The organism is Chloroflexota bacterium, assembly GCA_009840355.1.
Lineage (GTDB): Bacteria > Chloroflexota > Dehalococcoidia > Lucifugimonadales > JADFKI01 > Bin90.
The window spans coordinates 46,462-65,440 of record VXNZ01000033.1 but is presented as its reverse complement, the minus strand read 5'-3'; the positions used below and the strand labels follow the sequence as shown (position 1 = coordinate 65,440).

The following is an 18,979-nucleotide window of genomic DNA, read 5'->3' as shown; positions in this document are numbered from 1 at the left end:
ACACCTATGATGTAAAAGGTAACCGACGAGAGGCACGGACATGTCCGAGAGATACATACCCAACTTGACCAAGCAAGGGCTGTACGACCCGCGCTTTGAGCACGAAGCCTGCGGTGTGGGGCTTGTCGCCAATATCAAGGGTGTGCGATCGCACGACATCCTCAAGCGCGGACTTGAAGTGCTGTGCAATCTCGAACATCGCGGTGCGAAGGGCGCTGACCCGGAGACGGGTGACGGCGCCGGCGTGCTAATACAAATGCCGCATGAATTCTTCCGCAAGGAGATGCAGCAACTTGGCGTCGAGCCTCCGCAGCCGGGTAATTACGCGGTCGGCATGGTTTTCATGCCGCATGACGAAGCGAGGCAGCGCCAAGTCGAAGGCATAGTGCGCAGCTTCGTGGAGCAGGAAGGGCAGGCGCTGCTTGGCTGGCGTGATGTGCCTATATCACCCAATGAGATTGGTACATTAGCATACGAAGTAATGCCTGCTATTCGGCAGTTCTTCGTCGGACGCAGCGCAGACTTGCAGACTGACTTCGATTTCGAGATGAAGCTGTATGTCATTCGCAGGCAGTTCGAGGACGCCGTTGCGGAGTCCGGTCTGGACGAACGGAATGACTTCTATGTGTCCAGCCTATCGCCAAACAAGATTGTGTATAAGGGGCTGATTCACGCCACGCAGCTTCAGCATTTCTACCACGATCTGGCTGATGAGAGTGTGGTTACCTCTTTCGCGCTGGTGCACTCGCGCTTTAGCACGAACACGCTCGGCTCCTGGCGGCTGGCGCACCCGTATCGCATGGTGATACACAACGGTGAGATAAACACCCTGCGAGGCAACATCAATTGGATGACGGCGCGTGAAGGCATGTTCGCGTCCGATGCGCTCGGCGATGATTTGGATAAGCTGCTGCCCATCGTCACGAAGGGCGTGCAGAGCGACACTGCCAGCTTCGACAACGCGCTGGAACTGCTGCTCGCCACAGGCCGCTCCCTGCCGCATGCCTTGATGATGATGATACCGGAGGCGTGGGGCGACCATCTGCCGATGGACCAGGCTAAGAAGGACTTCTACGAGTATCATTCCTGCCTGATGGAGCCGTGGGACGGCCCCGCTCTTATCATCGCGTCCGATGGCACGAAGGTGTGCGCTGTGCTCGACAGGAACGGCTTGCGCCCGTGCCGCTATCTCGTTACCACCGACGACTTGCTGGTGATGGCGTCCGAGACCGGCGTGCTGGATGTGCCGGCGGAAGATGTGCTGTTCAAGGATCGCATCCATCCTGGCCGTATGTTCATGCTGGACACCGAAGATGGCCGCCTCGTGGACGACGCCGAGCTGAAGAGCTCGCTTGCCGCACAGCAGCCCTACGGCGAATGGCTGCGCGAGAACCGCGTGTCCCTGGATGACCTGCCGGACGAGCCGGAGCAGCCCACATTAACCAACGGCGGGCTGACTGCGCGCCAGGTGGCATTTGGCTACACGCTCGAAGATATGCGCATGATTATGGAACCGATGGCGGAAACGGGTAGCGAACCGATAGGCTCGATGGGCAACGACACGCCGCTCGCGGTTCTTTCGGAACAAAGCCCGTTGCTCTTCAACTACTTCAAACAGCTGTTCGCGCAAGTCAGCAACCCGCCGCTGGACGCGATCCGTGAAGAACTCGTTACATCGCTCGAATCGCGCGTTGGCAGCGAGCGCAACCTGTTCACCGAGACACCGGAACATTGCCGCACACTGCGCGTAAAGCGCCCGGTGCTGTCTAATCCTGAACTCGAAAAGATACGCCAAATCGACCTGCCCGGCTTGAAGGCGAAGACGATACGCACGCTGTTCACCACAGACGAGAATGACGGCGCACTCGCACGCGCGGTCCGGCAGATATGCGACGAAGTATACGAAGCCGTCGAAGCGGGCAACACAATCATCATCCTGTCCGATAGGTGCGTGGATGTGTACAACGCGCCCATTCCCAGTCTTCTCGCCGTCGCTGCTGTGCATCACCACCTCATACGGCAGGGCGTGCGTACGAAAGTCAGCCTCATCGTCGAATCCGGCGAACCGCGTGAGGTCGCGCATCTTGCCGTGCTCATTGGCTACGGCGCGGTCGCTGTCAATCCATATCTCGCATTCGAGACAATCCGCGATATGGCGGAAGATGGCGGCGCGCTAGCGGGCATGGTCGATTACGAGACCGGCGTGTACAATTACATCAAGGCTGCTGACAAGGGCATCCTGAAGATTATGTCCAAGATGGGCATATCCACAATCGAAAGCTATCGCGGCGCGCAGATATTTGAGGCTGTGGGGCTGAACTCCGAATTCATCGACGACTACTTCACTTGGACGCCATCGCGCATCGGCGGCATCGGCATCTACGAGATAGAGCAGGAAAGCCGCAAGCGCCACGAAGCGGCATTCCACCAACTTTCGCCTACGAGCAGCCTAAACTTGCAGACCGGCGGTTTCTACCAGTGGCGGCGCGACGGCGAATACCACATGTGGAATCCGGACACTATCAGCCGCCTGCAGTTCGCAACGAAGACGAACAATTACGAGACTTACCAGCAGTTCGCGGATTTCGCCAACAATTTCAGCCGCGAACTCTGCACAATCAGAGGATTGCTGGATTTCAAGATGGCGGATACGCCGCTGTCTTTGGACGAAGTGGAACCCGCGGCGGACATCGTGAAACGCTTCGCCACCGGCGCAATCTCGCTTGGCTCCATTAGCCGCGAGGCGCACGAGACGATGGCGATAGCGATGAACCGAATCGGCGCGCGTAGCAACACCGGCGAGGGCGGCGAAGACTTCCATCGCTACACGCCGGACGAAAACGGCGACTCGCGCAACAGCGCCATGAAGCAGGTTGCGTCCGGACGTTTCGGCGTTACCATCAACTACCTCGCCAGCGCGCGTGACTTGCAGATTAAGATGGCGCAAGGCTCCAAGCCCGGCGAGGGCGGGCAGCTCCCGGGGCACAAGATAGACGAGTACATCGGCTGGGTGCGCAACTCCACGCCCGGCGTCGAACTAATCTCGCCGCCGCCGCACCATGACATATACTCAATCGAAGACTTGGCGCAGCTTATCCACGACCTGAAGAACTCCAATCCCGACGCGCGAGTGCATGTCAAACTCGTCGCAGAGGCGGGCGTCGGCACTATCGCGGCCGGCGTATCCAAGGGGCACGGCGATGTCGTGCTAATCAGCGGCGACAGCGGCGGCACGGGTGCATCGCCGGAATCGTCCATCAAGCACGCGGGCTTGCCGTGGGAGCTCGGTGTCGCCGAGACGCAGCAAGTGCTGGTGCTCAATGACCTGCGCGGCAGAATCGTCGTGCAGACGGACGGGCAGCTAAAGACGGGCAGGGATGTGGCAATCGCATGCCTGCTTGGCGCGGAAGAGTTCGGCATGGCGACCGCGCCGCTAATCAGCCTTGGCTGCATTATGCTGCGCAAATGCCACCTGAACACCTGCTCGGTCGGCGTCGCCACGCAAGACCCCGAACTGCGCAAGATGTTCGCCGGCAAGCCCGAATATGTCATCAACTACTTCTTCTTCGTCGCCGAAGAACTGCGGCAGATCATGGCGGAGATGGGCTTCCGTACCATAAACGAAATGGTCGGCCGCATGGACAGGCTCGACACGCGCGAAGCAGTCGCACACTGGAAGGCGCAAGGCTTGGACTTCTCCAACCTGCTGTATATGCCGCAGGTGCCGGACTCGGTTGCGACATACTGCCGTGAAGAGCAAGACCACGGGCTGGAACGCGCGCTGGACAACGAACTTATCGAGTTGTGCGTGGACGCCATCGATTCCAAGAAGGCGGTGACGCTCGACCTGCCGATAAGCAATCGCAATCGCACGGTTGGCACGACGCTCAGTTACGAGATTGCTAAGCGGCACGGCATCGAGGCGCTGCCTGACGATACGATAACGATAAACTTCAGCGGCTCGGCGGGGCAAAGTTTTTCCGCGTTCCTCGCGAAGGGCGTTACGATGCGCGTGCGCGGCGACGCCAACGACTACTTTGGCAAGGGCTTGTCCGGCGGCAAGGTTGTCATCGCACCGCCGCCGGAAGCGTCTTTCACGCCGGAAGAAAACATTATCGTGGGCAATGTAGTATTATATGGCGCTACGGGGGGCAAGGCGTTTATCCGCGGCGTCGCGGGCGAGCGCTTCGCAGTGCGCAACAGCGGCGCGGAGACCGTCGTAGAAGGCGTTGGCGAGCACGGTTGCGAATACATGACGCGCGGCAAGGTGGTCGTGCTTGGACCGACCGGGCGCAATTTCGCCGCAGGTATGAGCGGCGGCGAGGCGTATGTGCTGGACGAGAGCGGCGATTTCGCGTCCCTCTGCAACCATGAGATGGTCGGCTTGGAAAATGTGGAAGACGCCGAAGACGAACACGGACTGCGCAGCCTGATAGAAGAGCATTACGAACAGACCGGCAGCGCAAACGCCCGCCGCGTGCTGGACGACTGGGACGCAATGCTGCCCAAGTTCGTTAAGGTGATGCCCCACGACTACAAGCGCATACTGATGGAGCGCGCAGCCGCAATTGCCGCGGACTAATCTGAACGACATATCATTTACAACCACGACATTCCTGCAATCGCAGGAATGGCTGAGTGAGAGCGCAGGCGAACCGATACATGGGAAAGCCAACGGGTTTCAAGGAATACGGACGGCAGGGACCGCCGCAGCAGGCTGTTAGCGACCGAATCCGGCATTTCAGCGAGTTCTACTACAATTGGGGCGAAGAGCAGGCTAAAGAGCAGGGCGCAAGGTGCATGAACTGCGCCGTTCCGTTCTGCCATACGGGTTGTCCGCTGGGAAACCTGATACCAGACTTTAACGATCTCGTGTATCGAGGCAAGTGGCAGGAGGCTCTGGCTGAGCTTCACGCCACGAACAACTTCCCCGAGTTCACCGGCAGAATATGTCCCGCGCCGTGCGAAGCCGCTTGCGTGCTGAACATCAACCAAGACCCGGTTACCATCGAGTACATCGAAAAGGCGATCGCGGACAGAGGCTGGCAAGAAGGCTGGATAGTCCCTGAATCGCCGTCGCAGCGCACGGGCAAGAAGGTCGCCGTGGTCGGTTCGGGTCCAGCAGGGCTTGCCGCCGCGCAGCAGATCAATCGTTGCGGACACTGGGTTACCGTGTTCGAGCGCGACGACTACATTGGCGGACTGCTGCGGCTCGGCATCCCGGACTTCAAGCTGGAAAAGACCGTCGTGCAGCGGCGCGTCGATCAGATGACGGCAGAGGGTATTATCTTCAAGTGCGGAGTCAATGTGGGCGTTGACATTTCCGGCGAAGAGCTGACGCGCGAGTTCGACGCGGTCGTGCTGACCGGCGGCTGCACCATCCCGCGAGACCTGCCTGTTCCCGGCCGCGAGCTGGATGGCGTGCATTTCGCGATGGATTTCCTGACGCAGCAGAATCGTTTGAACGCCGGCGAGCATATTCCTGACGATGAGCGTATCAGTGCCGAGGGCAAGCGCGTGGTAATACTGGGCGGAGGCGATACCGGCTCCGACTGCCTAGGCACATCGCACCGGCAGGGCGCTGAAATTGTCTATCAGTGCGAGCTGCTGTCCGAGCCGCCGATCGAGCGCGGTGAGAACAACCCCTGGCCTCAGTGGCCTATGATCCTGCGCACATCGTCTTCGCAGGAAGAGGGCGGTGTGCGCGACTATGATGTGCTGACGACGCACTTCTCCGGCAGCAACGGCAACGTGGAGAAGCTGCACGCCGTTCGCGTCAACTGGGGCCCGCCCGACGCATCCGGCCGCCCGAGCATGGAGCGAATAGAGGGCAGCGAGTTCGTGATAGACACCGACCTCGTGCTGCTGGCGATGGGCTTCGTGAGTCCACAGCGCGAAGGCATCGTGGAGCAGCTGGGCGTCGCGCTAGACGGCCGCGGCAATGTGCAGACCGACACGAACAAGATGACCAGCGTAGATGGCGTGTTCGCAGCTGGCGATATGGCGCGCGGGCAGTCGCTGGTAGTCTGGGCGCTCGCCGAGGGCAGAGAAGCGGCGCGCGGCGTTGACCAATACCTGATGGGCACCACCAACCTGCGCCCCGTCCTAGCCGGCGCAATGGAACGCGCGTAAAGCGCCGGCGCCCATTCCATTTATCCGGCCTGCCCATCCCGTTCGGGTGCCAGCGCCGCGACATACGGCAGATTGCGATACTGCTGGTTGTAGTCCAAGCCGTACCCGACCACGAACTCGTCGGGAATCTCAAAGCCGACATACTTGATCGACACATCGACCACGCGGCGCGACGGCTTATTCAGCAGCGTACAGACCGCGATGCTTGCGGGCTGCGCGGCGCGTAAATCCTGCAGCAGGCGGTCGAGCGTAGTCCCCGTGTCCACAATGTCCTCTACGACAATCACATCACGTCCGTTGACATCCGCATCCAACGGCTTGATAATCTCCACTCTGCCCGTGCTCTCCGTGCCGACGTAACTCGAAGCCGCCACAGCGTAGTATTCAATCGGCAAATCAATCGCGCGCATCAAATCGGCCATAAACACCAGCGCCCCATTCAGCACACCAACCAGCACCGGCCGACCGCCTGCATAATCCCGCGCAATTTCTGCGCCAAGATCGTTGACGCGGAGATGTATCGCTTCTTCGGTTATCAGCGTATTGCCCGCGCTATTCATAGGGCATCTCCTGTGTCGCTCCGGTCCAGCATGGCAAAACGGCGCCGGGAACGACTCTTAATATGCTCATACCCGCAACAGAACACCGCCGCATTATACCATTGGACTGTGCTGTTATAATGCGGCTTTGGCGTCATAGTTTGTTGGGCAAGTGTAGGCGGACAGGGAGACAGGCGAAATGAATGTCGGCGTGTGCAAGGTGCGGTTGCAGATACCTGCGAATCAGAGTCTGAAGGGCAAGCGCAGAGTCATCGCGTCTATGGCGCAGCGCATACGCAATCGGTTCGGCGTCGCGGTCGCGGAGGTGGCGGACAACGACTCGTGGCAGATGGCGACGCTTGGCATCGCCTGCGTCAGCGGTAGCGTGCGCCACGCGGACGAAGTGCTGGACAATGTAATCGCCTACATCGAACGCAGCCGCGAGGATGTCGTAGTACTGGATGTTGAGCAGGAAACCATTTCCGGTTTCTAGCGTAATGTTCTTTTCCCCAGTCAGAAGAGAGTAATCTATTCCCGATGGATGTCGCAGCGTTCTTGGACGCTATACAGAAAATGCCGTGGTACATGGAACAGATCGCGTACAGCGAAGATGTGCCTGCGCGCGATGCCAGCTACGGCGTACTGGACCGGCCGCTTGATCCACGCCTTGAATCGGCGCTCGCGGACGCCGGCATCAATAAACTATACACGCACCAAACGGACGCCATCAACGCGCTGCGCAGCGGCAAGAATGTCATCGTGTCCACGGCGACGGCAAGCGGTAAGAGCCTGTGCTACAACCTGCCCGTGCTTGAGGCGCTGCTGCAAGACCGCTCTGCCGGCGCGATGTATCTATTCCCGACAAAGGCGCTCGCGCAAGACCAGCGCAAGGCAGTCGGGCACCTCATCCCCAAGTCCGCGCGGCTGCGATACGACATCTTTGACGGTGACACGCCACGCCACGAACGCAGCGGCATACGGCGCAGCTCGCGGCTGCTAATCACCAACCCGGATATGCTGCATGTGGGCATCCTGCCACACCACAAACTCTGGTACCAGCGCCTCCGCAGCCTGAAATATGTCGTCATCGACGAGGCGCACATCTACCGCGGCGTGTTCGGTTCGCATGTCGCCAATGTCATACGGCGGTTGCGGCGAATATGCCAGCGGCTGGGCAGCAACCCGCAGTTCGTGCTCTGTTCCGCGACCATCGCCAACGCGGGCGAGCACGCTGAGCGGTTGACCGGCTTACCCTTTGAGGTGGTGGACGACGACGGCTCGCCATACGGCGGCAAGGACTTCCTGTTCTGGAATCCTCCGATGCTGGACTTGGCGACCGGCAGCCGTCGCAGCACCAACACCGAGTCCGCGCAATTATTCGCCGAGCTGCTGCGCCGATATGTCCGCACTATGAACTTCGTGCGCAGCCGCCGCGCCGCCGAGCTGCTGTATGTCTATGTGCGCGATAACCTGCGGCTGTCGAACCCGGAAGTGGCAAAGCGAGTGATGCCCTACCGCGCGAGCTATCTGCCGGAAGACAGGCGCGCCATAGAACGCGATTTGGCGCAGGGACGCTTGCTTGGCGTAACGACCACGACTGCGATGGAACTCGGCATTGACATCGGCGACTTGGACGCGACGCTGCTGACCGGATACCCCGGCACCATCGCGAGCGCGTGGCAGCAGGCGGGCAGAAGCGGACGCAGCGGGCATCGTTCGCTCAGCGTGCTGGTGGCGCACGACAACCCGCTCGACCAATACCTGATGCGCCATCCGGAGGCATTCTTCGGCAAGCCGCACGAGAGCGCGCGCGTATCGCCGGGCAACCCGTACATCCTCAAACCGCACCTGCTCTGCGCGGCATACGAAGCTCCGCTCGTCATGTCGGACACGGAATACTTCGGCGCGGAACTGCTGTGGCATGCCGAGGAACTGGTGGACGCCGAACTGTTGCACACGCGAAACTCGCGCTGGTACCTGAGCGCGGACATGGACTATCCGGCGGGCGAGGTGAACATCCGCTCGGCATCGGCGCGGCAATACTCGCTTGTGGAACAGGACAGCGGCGTGATTCTGGAATCTGTCGAGGAAATGTCCGCGTTCATGCAGCTGCACCCCGGCGGCATATACCTGCATCAAGGCGAGCAGTATCTCATCACGAACTTGGACATGGAAGCGGGCATCGCGTACGCCGTGCAGACGGATGTGCCGTACTATACGCAGGCGCGTGACTACACGGACACGCGCGTATTGCGGCAGTTCAAGCAGCGAAAGGCGGGCAGGACGCAGGCGTATTTGGGTGAGGTAAGCGTTACTACGAGCGTTGTGGGCTTTAAGCGTGTGGCGCAGTTCACGGAAGAGCCGCTTGGCGAAGAGTATGTTGACCTGCCGCCGCAAAGCTACGACACCATCGCGCTCTGGTTCGATGTGCCGCCTGACACGCTCGAATACATACGGCGCAACCGACTCGATCTGATGGGCGGGCTACACGCCATCGAGCATGCCGCGATAGGCGTACTGCCGCTGTTCGCCATGTGCGACCGAAACGACATCGGCGGCATATCCACTCCGCTGCATCCGGACACGGGCAGGCCGCAGGTGTTCATACACGACGGCATACCCGGCGGCGTGGGCATCACCGAGCACGGCTACGAAATCATCGAAAACCTGTGGAGCGCGACCCTGCAAGTCGTCAGCGAGTGCCCGTGCGAGAGCGGCTGCCCCGGCTGCATATACTCGCCCAAGTGCGGCAACAACAACGAGCCGCTGAACAAAGCCGTGGCGGAGTTGATTCTGCAGGCGATTCTTGGCGTGGACGGGAACTGACATTGATGTACAAGATGGGGATGATTAGGGGCTGCGGTTGTTGAGGGGGATGGTGAGCTTGGGGATGTGGATGGCGTTGGCGATGCTGCGGTTGTCTGAATCGCACTCACTGTCGTCTTGAATCTGAACGACTTCGCGGTAGAACTTTGCCTGTTCTTCTTCGCTCAGCGGTGTGTTGTAGTAGTCTATATCAGGGTCGGGGTCATTGGGACCTAGCTCGGCATGCCGCAACGCTTCGTCAGGGTCTTCGCCTTCGTTGACACGGGCATTATAGGCGTTGAACTTGTCCTCCACATTACGCATTGCTTCTTCGTTGCCTGCGTCATAAGCCTCGCTGAACTCGCGGATTAACTTCGCTCGCGTGTCCTCTATGCGGGCGCTCTCTATGTCGATTGGCTCGCGTGGATCGGCGTCTTTGGTGCGGTTGTAGGCATCTATGTGGTCCCATGTTACCGCGTCGTAGTTGAGGTCGTAGGCACGGTGCAGAAGTTCTTTCGCTGCGGATAGGCGATGCGCCGGCTGCCAGTCGCCTTCTTCAGTATCGTTTTCTGCGATGCGGATGAGCAACTCGGCGGATTCGATGCCGTTGTTGGTGCGATCGCGGACTAGCTTGGCTAGGTCTGAGTTCAGAGAGTCTGAGCCGACATCGATGGACGGGATATTTTGTCCTTCGACAAGCTCAGGACGAACGGGGTTAGCCTGCGGTGGGTTGTGTTCGGCGAATGCGCGGCGCAGCAGTTCTTTGGCGGCTGCCAGGCGCTCTCTGGGCTTGACGGTCTGCTGCGGTCTGCCTGTGAACGGGTCGGGTTGGTGGTCGCCTCCGTTCATTATGCGGCAGAGTGTGTCAATTAGGATTTCTCCGTTGCCGGTGCGGTCGCGGATGTAGCGGGCTACGGGGTAGGCTATGATGTCTCTGAGGGTGGGCGCGGAGTTAACAGGACTTACAGGATGGGTAGGATTTTCTTCACCACCATCCTGACCTTCCTCCATTGAAGGGGAAGGAAACTTTGTGATGTTGTCGGGTTGGGGGATGCCGTACTTGGTGAGAATGCGAGCAGCGTCAAGACGATGGCAGACCTTGATGGCAGGGTCAGATTGACCTTGCAGGGTGTCTGCCAAGAAGACTGCTATGCTCTCGCCGTTGTTGGTGAGTTCGGCGATTTTGGATTGTATGGTTGTCTGAATGCACATGTAAGCTAACCCGATGTACAGGATGGATAGGCGTGGTTGGTTGGATTATATGTTCTATTATAGACACAAATGTTTGGGGTTGTCAAGGGGAGAGCTGACATCTGTGTTTAGCTATGACAATCAGTCGGCTATGAGACTGCCGACTTCGAGAACCACTTCCGGGAACGCCTGCGGAGCTATGCTTTCGCCGGGAGCGGCATAGCGCACATTGGAGTATTCGCCCTCGACGGGTTCGGTGTAGGCTTCGATGCGGCGGTCTTGCCTAGTGGCAATCCACACTTCCGGAATGCCTGCGCGAGCGTATTCTGACAGCTTGTCGTTGCGGTCGTAGTCAACACTCGTATCGGAGACATCGATGAGTAGCAGCACATCGGCCGGTCCGGGGTGTCCTGCGCCGTAGAAGTCATCGCGCCATCGCAGCAGCATAATGTCGGGCTGAGGCTCGCTGTTGTCGTTTAGGCGTGTCGGGTTTTGGACGCGCACGATTGCCCGTCCCTGCAATCGGGGAGGCAGCATATTGGTAAATCTGTCAACGCTGGCGGCGTGCCAGTCTCCGATGGGCGGCATAACTATCAGGTCTCCGTCCAGCAGCTCGATGCGGTCGTTTTCGTGCAGGATGCCGATGTTTGCCATGGCGTAGTATTCCGCTACGGTGAAGCGTCGGCGCGTCGGCGCTGAATCCGGACGGCTGGCAGTGAAGGTTATCCCCCTGGCGCGCGCGATGTCTTCGAGCGCGGCGGCTATGAGCTTGCCGTCACCGTCTGCCAGCGCCGCCTCCAAGTAAGCGACTATGTCTTCCTGCGTCTTCAGGTGTCCTAAGGGATCCCGATTTTTGGTAATTGTCATTGCCAGCGCCGCCCCCGTTATAATGGGTTTCGGAGTTTTGCCATAGGCTTATTGTATGCTGGCGGATACATTGCTTCAAGACGCAATTAGCTATCGCATAAGACTGACAACCGCGCGGGGATGCGATATGATTGCTGGCAATCATTATTGGGAGAGTAGGATGGCGACGAATACCGCCGAATATACCGCCTGACGTTCCACACTCTGCTGAAGGCTTTCGGGCACGGTATCGGTGGTAAGGACATAAAATGGCGATGCGAGGATGCGATACGATCTGCAGCATTCTGGGGCTTGAAATTTCTTCAACGCTTATTTCTGACCCGCCGCCATCGGTGCCGCCGGTTATCTATACACAGCAATCCTCCGCCGAATTGCGCGACAGTTACGGTAAGGGGCCTCGGCGACCGAGGGGCTGCGGCAGCAGGATAGTCTTGTGGCTGATTGTATTGGCGGTGGTTGCACTAATTGGGGTAACCGCATGGCCCTGGATATGGAGTTTGCTAACCGGAAACCCGGGTATGAATGGCTGAAAGAGGCAAGGACAGGATAGAAAATGGCAAGACGCAGATTTGGGCATGCGGTTACGAGACCCGGACGAGAGCACGGCGACGAGGATGTGGTCATTCCGGTGGCGAAGGACTTGGAGAAAGCGCCGGACTCGCTGCGGCGTGAGCAGGAGATAACCTTCTACGCGCGCGAGTATCCGCTGGAAAGCTTCGCCCTGGAACAAAGCGCATCAGTCGAATGGGCGGACGACATACGGCGCGAAGTTTCGCCTGAAACTCAAGAGCTGTACGAAGAGTTTCAGGACGACATGATGTCTGAAATCAAGTGGGTTCGCTCGAGCGGCGACCTGGAACCGACTGCCGAGCCGAGCGGTGAGGATGTTTCTCAGTCCATCAGGGAGAAGGCGCGCGCGCTGGGATACAGCGAAGTTGGGTTCACGCGATTCGACCGCCGCTACATCTACAAGGCGCGGCTGAACGATGTGCGGCGCGGCTTGCCGAACGCCATCTGCCTCGCGCTCGAACAGGAACACTCCGCCACTCAGACATTGCCAAGCATTCAAGCGGAAGAGGCGCAGGGCGAGACATACCGGCGGCAGGCAACGCTGGTGAAAGACCTAGTCGCGCACATCAATGAGCTTGGTTATCGGGCGCAGGTGTCGGGGCCGACATGGCAGTTCGGTCCCATGATACCGATGTTCGTCGATGCCGGTCTGGGGCAGCTCGGCGTGAACGGGCAGCTGCTGTCGCCGCACTTCGGCTCACGCGCGCGGCTGCAAATCATCATCACGGACGCGCGCGTTACGCACGACCGTCCCGTTGACTACGGCGTGCCGAAGTTCTGCGAGATATGCCAAGTATGCTTTATGCGCTGCCCCGGTCGCGCGATTCAAGGTCAGCGGCTGTGGTATCGCGGCGTGGAAAAGGCGAAGCTCATCGCTAAGCGCTGTCGCCCCGTGATGACGCGCTATTCCGGCTGTGGTGTCTGCATGAAGACCTGCCCAATACAGAAGTACGGCATGAAGCCGGTGATGGAACATTACATCGAGACCGGCGATGTGCTGGGCAAGGGCACGGAAAATCTCGAAGGGTATGAATTGCCGGACAAGGGCTATTTCGAGGTGGGCAAGCTGCCGCGCTTCGATACGGAGTTCTTCAGCATGCCCACGGGCCGCGCGGAAGACTACCTGATGGAAAACTTGCAGGACAGCCTCAAGTCCGCCGACAATGTGGAAGACGAAGAACTAGCCTGGCGCGAATACCGCGACGGCTTAGAGACTACACTAAACAGGCAAACCGCCGTTGTGGACATGGGAATGGACCTAGGCGTTTGGGAACGGTAACGCCGTCCAATAGTCCTTTTGCCTTGAAGTGTGGGCGGTGTGGATCGGGCACGAATAATCGCCAATTCCCAACCGAAGATAGATATTCAACAGATAGATATTCAACAATCGTCTCATCCATCAGGATGAAATAGAGACACGGGATTATCACAGAAACAGCACTAGGAGAAAAGCGTGGTATCACAGTTTTTGAGCAACGAAGAGATAGTGCAGCGAGCGAGGAAGAACCTGCCGCAAGGCGCGTGGGACTACCTCGTTGGCGCGTCCGAGTCGGAGACGACGATGCGGCGCAATCGGCTGGCGTTCGACCGCATCGCCTTCCGTCCGCGCGTATTGCGCGATGTGTCGTCGGTGGACACTTCGACCACATTCCTGGGGCATAATTTGCGCATGCCCGCGCTGCTCGCTCCAATCGGATCTCTGCAAGAGTTTCACCCGGAAGCAGGCGCAGCGTCCACTCGGGCGGCGGCAGAGTTCGGCATTATGCATGTACTAAGCTCCGTCACGAACCCGACGCTTGAAGAGACGGCGGCTGCGGTGGACTATCCTAAGGTGTACCAGCTTTATCTGCACGGCGACTGGGGCTGGATCGAAGAGATGGTCGGACGCATCAAGGACGCGGGCTATATCGGGCTGTGCATCACGGTGGATACTGCGCACTATAGCCGCCGCGAGCGCCCGATGCTCACGCGCTACACGCCGCCCACGCAGCGCACAAGGCCCGACCCTCGACACGCTGCATCGGTTACTTGGGACATGGTTGACCAGATAAAGAACATCGCCGGTCTGCCATTCATGCTGAAAGGCATTGGGACCGCCGAGGACGCCAGAATCGCCGTAGAGCACGAAGTCGATGTTGTGTGGGTGTCGAACCACGGCGGACGGCAGCTCGACCATGACAGAGGCACGATGACAATGCTGCCCGAAGTCGTGGAGGCGGTTGACGGCAAGGCGGACATCGTGCTAGACGGCGGAGTTCAGCGCGGCGCGGACATCCTGAAAGCCGTCGCGATGGGCGCGCGCGCCGTGGCGCTCGGCAAGATGCAGGGCTGGGGACTCGCCGCCGACGGGCAGGCAGGCATCGTCCGAATGCTGGAACTGCTCGAAGACGAAATCATCGTGGCGATGGCGCTGCTCGGCGTAACATCCATCGACCAGCTTGATTCAAGCTATGTATGCCCCGCCGAAGCCGTAACCTCGGCGCACGAAATGAGCGCCTGGACCAACATGCCCGGCAACCGCATACTTTAGGCGTAAACGCCGGTTGACAGTGTAGAATTGGCGTGATACGCTGATTCAACATCAGCGAGTGCCTGTACAGAGATTAGCAAACACTCTCTAATGGGCTTAAATCTTAGCAGGAGGATCAGTTATGGCTGGCGAAGGTCTGTTGGACATTGAGATCATCTACTGCGTACCTTGACAGTACCACAGTGTTGCGGCCTGGATGGTCAACGAGTTTGTGGATGTCGGTGGTAATGCAGTTTCTATCGAGGTAAGGCCGGGTGTCTCCGGTGTGTTGCAGGTCTATGTCGATGGCGACAAGATCTATGACAAGGCCGAAGAGGGCAACGAAACCCCGCACCTTAACCGAGTCAAGGAATTGAAGGCAATCGTTAAGGATAGGGTGGATTCCGTAAGGGCATCTGCCGCCGCTGACTAAGCTCATACGCTTTTGCCATAATAACAAAGCCCCGAACTGGCAACGGTTCGGGGCTTTGTTACGTTTACAGGATGTGCAAGATCGACAGCCGCTTGCCAGTTGCCGATATAATGCGTATTCTGTATCCATCATGGAGCAGCGCGAAGTTTGGACACAGTTTGACCGCATAGTTGGCGAGCCGGACGAAGAGATCGATCTGGGGAGAGCCGCGCTGCTGATTGCCGCCACCGAATATCCGCGCCTCAACTTGGACCGCGAGTTGTTCAAATTGGACGGCATTGCTGAGGGTGTCGCCGGGCGCATGGATGACGACGCGCCGCTCTACCAGCTCAACACGCTCAGCGAGTACCTGTTCGATGAGCTGAAGTTTGCCGGCAACCACACGAACTACCACGACCCGCGTAACAGCTTCCTCAACGATGTTATAGAACGGCGGCTTGGCATACCCATCACGCTGTCGCTGCTGTACCTCGAAGTTGGCAAGCGGTTGGGCGTGCCGCTGCTGGGCATTGGCATGCCGGGGCATTTCATCGTGCGCCACCGCGACGAGTTCGATGTGTTCGTCGATCCGTTCCATGGGGGCATCCTGCTATCCGAAGACGAATGCGCCGAGCGCCTGAAGCAAGTTACGCAAGGCTCGCTCGCGTGGAGTCCTGAATTCCTTGAACCGGTCAGCAGCCGCGAGTTCATCGCGCGTATGCTGCGCAACCTGAAGGTCGTGTCCTTGCAGAGACGCAACTACGAGCGCGTGCTTGCGACAATCGACCGCGTGATCGCGCTGCAACCTGAAGCTGCCGTTGAGTTTCGCGATCGCGGCGTGGTAAACTATCGCCTTGGCAATTACGAGGACGCCCTGGAAGACTTGGGCGCGTATGTCGCGTCCGGCGAGGGCGTATCCGACGGTGCCACCGTAATGCGCCTAATAGACCAAATCCGCGACATGATCGACGAATAGCCTTTGCCGGTCGTATGCTGATTGTGAAAGTTCGATGTCCCCTCCGCTTGAAGGGGGTAAGGCTAGGATGAGGGTGAGAGTCGCAATTTATTGCGTATTAGCCAAATAATCGCAATCAACCTAACAATTACCGTAATCGTCAATCACCACAATCATCACAATCACCACTCACTGTAAGCGCCACAATCCCAGCTCACATAACCAATCACGAACACAACAAGCAGACTTTCAGGATGGACGACATGATTTCGGATTACAAGTGCAGTGTCAGCAAGCCTGACGATTTCGACGAATTCTGGGGCAATGTGCTGGACGAGGCGGCGAATATCCCGCTCAACCCGGAGACGGTATCTCTTCCCTTGCGCAGCTCGGACGAATTGGAGACATTCGAGATTTCCTACGACAGTCTCGACGGCGTGCGGGTCGCCGCGTGGTACTGCGTGCCGAGAGACAGGCAGAGGCCGCTGCCCGCCGTTGTGTTGATGCCCGGCTACCAGAGCGACCCGGCGATACCGAAGGAATGGGCGCGTCAGGGATACGCTGCGGTTACGGCGGCGCCGCGCGGCAAGCTCCGCAGCAATGCGCAGTTCAACCCCGGCTACCCGAACCTGCTGACACATAACATCATTGACCGTAACACATACTCGTACAGGGGCTTCTATGTGGATGCGTGGCGCACCATCGACTACCTGCTGACGCGAGATGAAGTTGATCCCGATCGTATTGGCGTTACGGGCAGCAGTCAGGGCGGCGGGTTGACCATCACGACCGCCGCGATGCGCCCTGAAATCAAAGCCGCATCGGCGGGTGCGCCGTACCTGTGTGGCTACATGGACGCTATCGCGCTCACTAGCTCGTATCCGTATCAGGAAATCAACGACTATCTGAAAGCGCATCCCGACAGCCGTGAGGATGTTGAGCGTACGCTCGCCTACTTCGACGGCATCAGCTTCGCCGACAGGATACAGTGCCCGATTATCATGAACATCGGTTTGCAGGACAATGTATGCCCGCCTGAGACCGGCTATGCCTTGCACAACGCCATAGCCAGTTCCGACAAGCAGCTGTACGCCTACGACGGGCACGGCCATGAAGCAGGCCGTTACAAGCACACAGCAATAACAAACGAGTTCTTCGCCAAGCACCTGCAGCCGTAATAAGGCTAGGACGTGTGCGAGTTTGAAGACTGACAACTGATAACTAACTACTAATGTTTGAATTGAAACACCAGATAAGTCAAAACGAATGGACACAGCCATTATGAATATCGCTAACGATTTCGGACAGTACTGGGAACGGACGCTAGAAGAATTGGCGGGCTATCCTGCTGCGCCTGAAGTAGAACTGCTGCCGATGCGCTGCACGGAGTTCGCCACGATGTACACCGTCCGGCTCACCGGCATCGGGTCATACCGCCTGTTCGGCTACTTGAGCATACCTTCGGGTGAGGGACCGCATCCCGCCATCTATTACGCGCCGAAATACATGAGCGTGCTAGAGCCGATACCGCAAGGCTCGGCGAACGGCCTTCGCAGCCGGTTTGTCGTTTTCTCGCTCGGATCGCGCGGGCAGCGGCTGTCGGACAAGCCGTATTCCGCGGGATTCCCTGGCATGCTTACGGACGACATCGATGACGCGCAGGGCTACATATTTCGCGGCGTCGCTGCGGACAGCGTGCGCGGTCTGGAATATCTGCTAACGCGTCCGGAAGTGGACGCGGGGCGCGTGGTGGCAATCGGCAACGACATTGCGCTGGCAACCGCCGCGCTGCACAACGGCGCGACGCATGTGATATGCCAGCCCGGCGTGTTCGTGAATACGCTCGCAAGGGCAGCGCAAACGGGCGACTACCCGCTTGAAGAGATTAACGACTATCTGAACCTGCATCCGCAGCGCCGGGACGCCGTATCCAAAACGCTGTCGTACTTCGACCTGGGCGGCTTCGCGCCGGATGTGTCCTCAAGAACGCTGCTGATGGCAGGCACTCCGGGCAGCGCGCTCGACGCCGATGGTCTGTCCGCCATATCGGACTCAATACAAGGCGAAGTCAGTGTGTACGAATCGCAAAGCTCCAGCTACCGCGACGGCGTGCATCAAGAAGAATGGTTAGCCCAAGAATTCGGCTACGCAGAAGCCATCCTCCCCGAACACTGGCGCTAGTTTCCCTTCACCTTATTCACCCTGTGGGAGAAGTGCCAGGACGGGAGCAATCCCTATCAATCGAAAGCCGAACAGCCCATTTGATACGCGGATAATACCATCACCCCAGAACGCGGAGGCACCATTGAGCGGCAAGGTGTACACAGGCGAGCGCACCGGACAGGGCGCCAAGTCCGCCGTGTCGGTGGTGGTTGTGCAGGATGACGAAGAGTACCCGCTACCCTCGCGCCTTGATCTGCGCGAGCACTCCGTCAACCTAGAATGGGGATACGGCATGGGAGGTCCGGCGCAGCTCGCGCTTGCTATACTCGCGGACGCCACCGGCAGCGACGCCTACGCCGAGCGCCACCATCACTGGTTCAAGCAGGACATTGTTATGAGGCTGGCGTGGGACGGCTGGGAGTTGTCGGAAAGCCGTGTCCATGATTGGATAGCCGAGCACCATCCCATTAGTTAATTCACCGAAGGGCACTTAAATGAAGCGCGTAGGCTTTCTGCTGAAAGTGAAGCAGGACAGAATCGATGAATATAAGGCGCACCACCGCGCCGTCTGGCCTGAGATGCTGGACGCGCTCTCGCGCAATGGCTGGCACAACTACTCGCTCTTCATGCGCGAAGACGGCTTGATGTTCGGATATTTTGAGACCGAAGATACCTTCGCCGCCGCGCTGGAAGGCATGTCCAAAGAAAATGTCAACACGCGCTGGCAGGACATGATGTCGCCCTTTTTTGAGATACCGGATGGGGCGCATCCTGATGCGATGATGGTGGAGTTGGAGGAAGTATTTCATTTAGAGTAATCAGTTGTCAGTTCACTG

Annotated in this window: 15 protein-coding genes; 12 read left to right on the top strand and 3 right to left on the bottom strand. The window is 58.7% G+C overall.

Annotation, left to right across the window (positions count from 1 at the left end; genetic code table 11):
• Positions 1-40: 40 nt before the first annotated feature.
• Together gltB and F4X57_09750 are read left to right on the top strand one after the other, a co-directional pair.
• Positions 41-4,582: a glutamate synthase large subunit gene (gltB, locus tag F4X57_09755; GenBank protein ID MYC07438.1), complete on the top strand. Its 4,542-nt coding sequence runs from the start codon at positions 41-43 to the stop codon at positions 4,580-4,582.
• A gap of 80 nt (positions 4,583-4,662) precedes the next feature.
• A complete protein-coding gene (locus F4X57_09750; GenBank protein MYC07437.1) occupies positions 4,663-6,132 on the top strand; it encodes a glutamate synthase subunit beta in 1,470 nt (489 codons plus the stop codon).
• 20 nt (positions 6,133-6,152) lie between these two features.
• On the opposite strand, the gene hpt is transcribed toward F4X57_09750, so the two are convergent.
• The gene (hpt, locus tag F4X57_09745) at positions 6,153-6,692 is read right to left on the bottom strand and encodes a hypoxanthine phosphoribosyltransferase (protein MYC07436.1); all 540 of its coding nucleotides are present in this window, start codon (positions 6,690-6,692) and stop codon (positions 6,153-6,155) included.
• Between the two features lie 178 nt (positions 6,693-6,870).
• On the opposite strand from hpt, the gene F4X57_09740 reads away from it, so the two are divergent.
• Both F4X57_09740 and F4X57_09735 read left to right on the top strand, forming a co-directional pair.
• Positions 6,871-7,164, top strand: coding sequence for a DUF503 domain-containing protein (locus tag F4X57_09740; GenBank protein ID MYC07435.1), 294 nt, complete (start codon positions 6,871-6,873; stop codon positions 7,162-7,164).
• A gap of 44 nt (positions 7,165-7,208) precedes the next feature.
• Entirely contained in the window at positions 7,209-9,497 is a 2,289-nt protein-coding gene (locus tag F4X57_09735; protein MYC07434.1) for a DEAD/DEAH box helicase, read from the top strand.
• Positions 9,498-9,521: 24 nt separating this feature from the next.
• Here the strand turns inward: F4X57_09735 and F4X57_09730 are convergent, their stop codons facing one another.
• Positions 9,522-10,688 carry a hypothetical protein gene (locus F4X57_09730; protein MYC07433.1) on the bottom strand — a complete coding sequence of 389 codons (1,167 nt, stop codon included), beginning with the start codon at positions 10,686-10,688 and terminating at the stop codon, positions 9,522-9,524.
• Positions 10,689-10,808: 120 nt separating this feature from the next.
• On the bottom strand, positions 10,809-11,321 hold the full coding sequence (locus F4X57_09725) for a Uma2 family endonuclease (protein ID MYC07432.1): 513 nt from the start codon (positions 11,319-11,321) through the stop codon (positions 10,809-10,811).
• Between the two features lie 766 nt (positions 11,322-12,087).
• On the opposite strand from F4X57_09725, the gene F4X57_09720 reads away from it, so the two are divergent.
• The 8 genes from F4X57_09720 to F4X57_09685 all read left to right on the top strand — a co-directional run bounded on the left by F4X57_09720 (position 12,088) and on the right by F4X57_09685 (position 18,961).
• Positions 12,088-13,383, top strand: coding sequence for a hypothetical protein (locus tag F4X57_09720; protein MYC07431.1), 1,296 nt, complete (start codon positions 12,088-12,090; stop codon positions 13,381-13,383).
• A 174-nt stretch (positions 13,384-13,557) separates the two neighbouring features.
• Entirely contained in the window at positions 13,558-14,634 is a 1,077-nt protein-coding gene (locus F4X57_09715) for an alpha-hydroxy-acid oxidizing protein (protein ID MYC07430.1), read from the top strand.
• 196 nt (positions 14,635-14,830) lie between these two features.
• Positions 14,831-15,046 carry a hypothetical protein gene (locus F4X57_09710; protein MYC07429.1) on the top strand — a complete coding sequence of 72 codons (216 nt, stop codon included), beginning with the start codon at positions 14,831-14,833 and terminating at the stop codon, positions 15,044-15,046.
• A 130-nt stretch (positions 15,047-15,176) separates the two neighbouring features.
• A complete protein-coding gene (locus F4X57_09705; protein ID MYC07428.1) occupies positions 15,177-16,001 on the top strand; it encodes a tetratricopeptide repeat protein in 825 nt (274 codons plus the stop codon).
• Between the two features lie 233 nt (positions 16,002-16,234).
• Positions 16,235-17,158: an acetylxylan esterase gene (locus F4X57_09700; protein MYC07427.1), complete on the top strand. Its 924-nt coding sequence runs from the start codon at positions 16,235-16,237 to the stop codon at positions 17,156-17,158.
• 88 nt (positions 17,159-17,246) lie between these two features.
• A complete protein-coding gene (locus F4X57_09695; GenBank protein ID MYC07426.1) occupies positions 17,247-18,161 on the top strand; it encodes an acetylxylan esterase in 915 nt (304 codons plus the stop codon).
• Between the two features lie 124 nt (positions 18,162-18,285).
• On the top strand, positions 18,286-18,618 hold the full coding sequence (locus tag F4X57_09690; GenBank protein ID MYC07425.1) for a hypothetical protein: 333 nt from the start codon (positions 18,286-18,288) through the stop codon (positions 18,616-18,618).
• A 19-nt stretch (positions 18,619-18,637) separates the two neighbouring features.
• Complete coding sequence (locus F4X57_09685) at positions 18,638-18,961, top strand: L-rhamnose mutarotase (protein MYC07424.1); 324 nt, start codon at positions 18,638-18,640, stop codon at positions 18,959-18,961.
• Positions 18,962-18,979 lie beyond the last annotated feature (18 nt).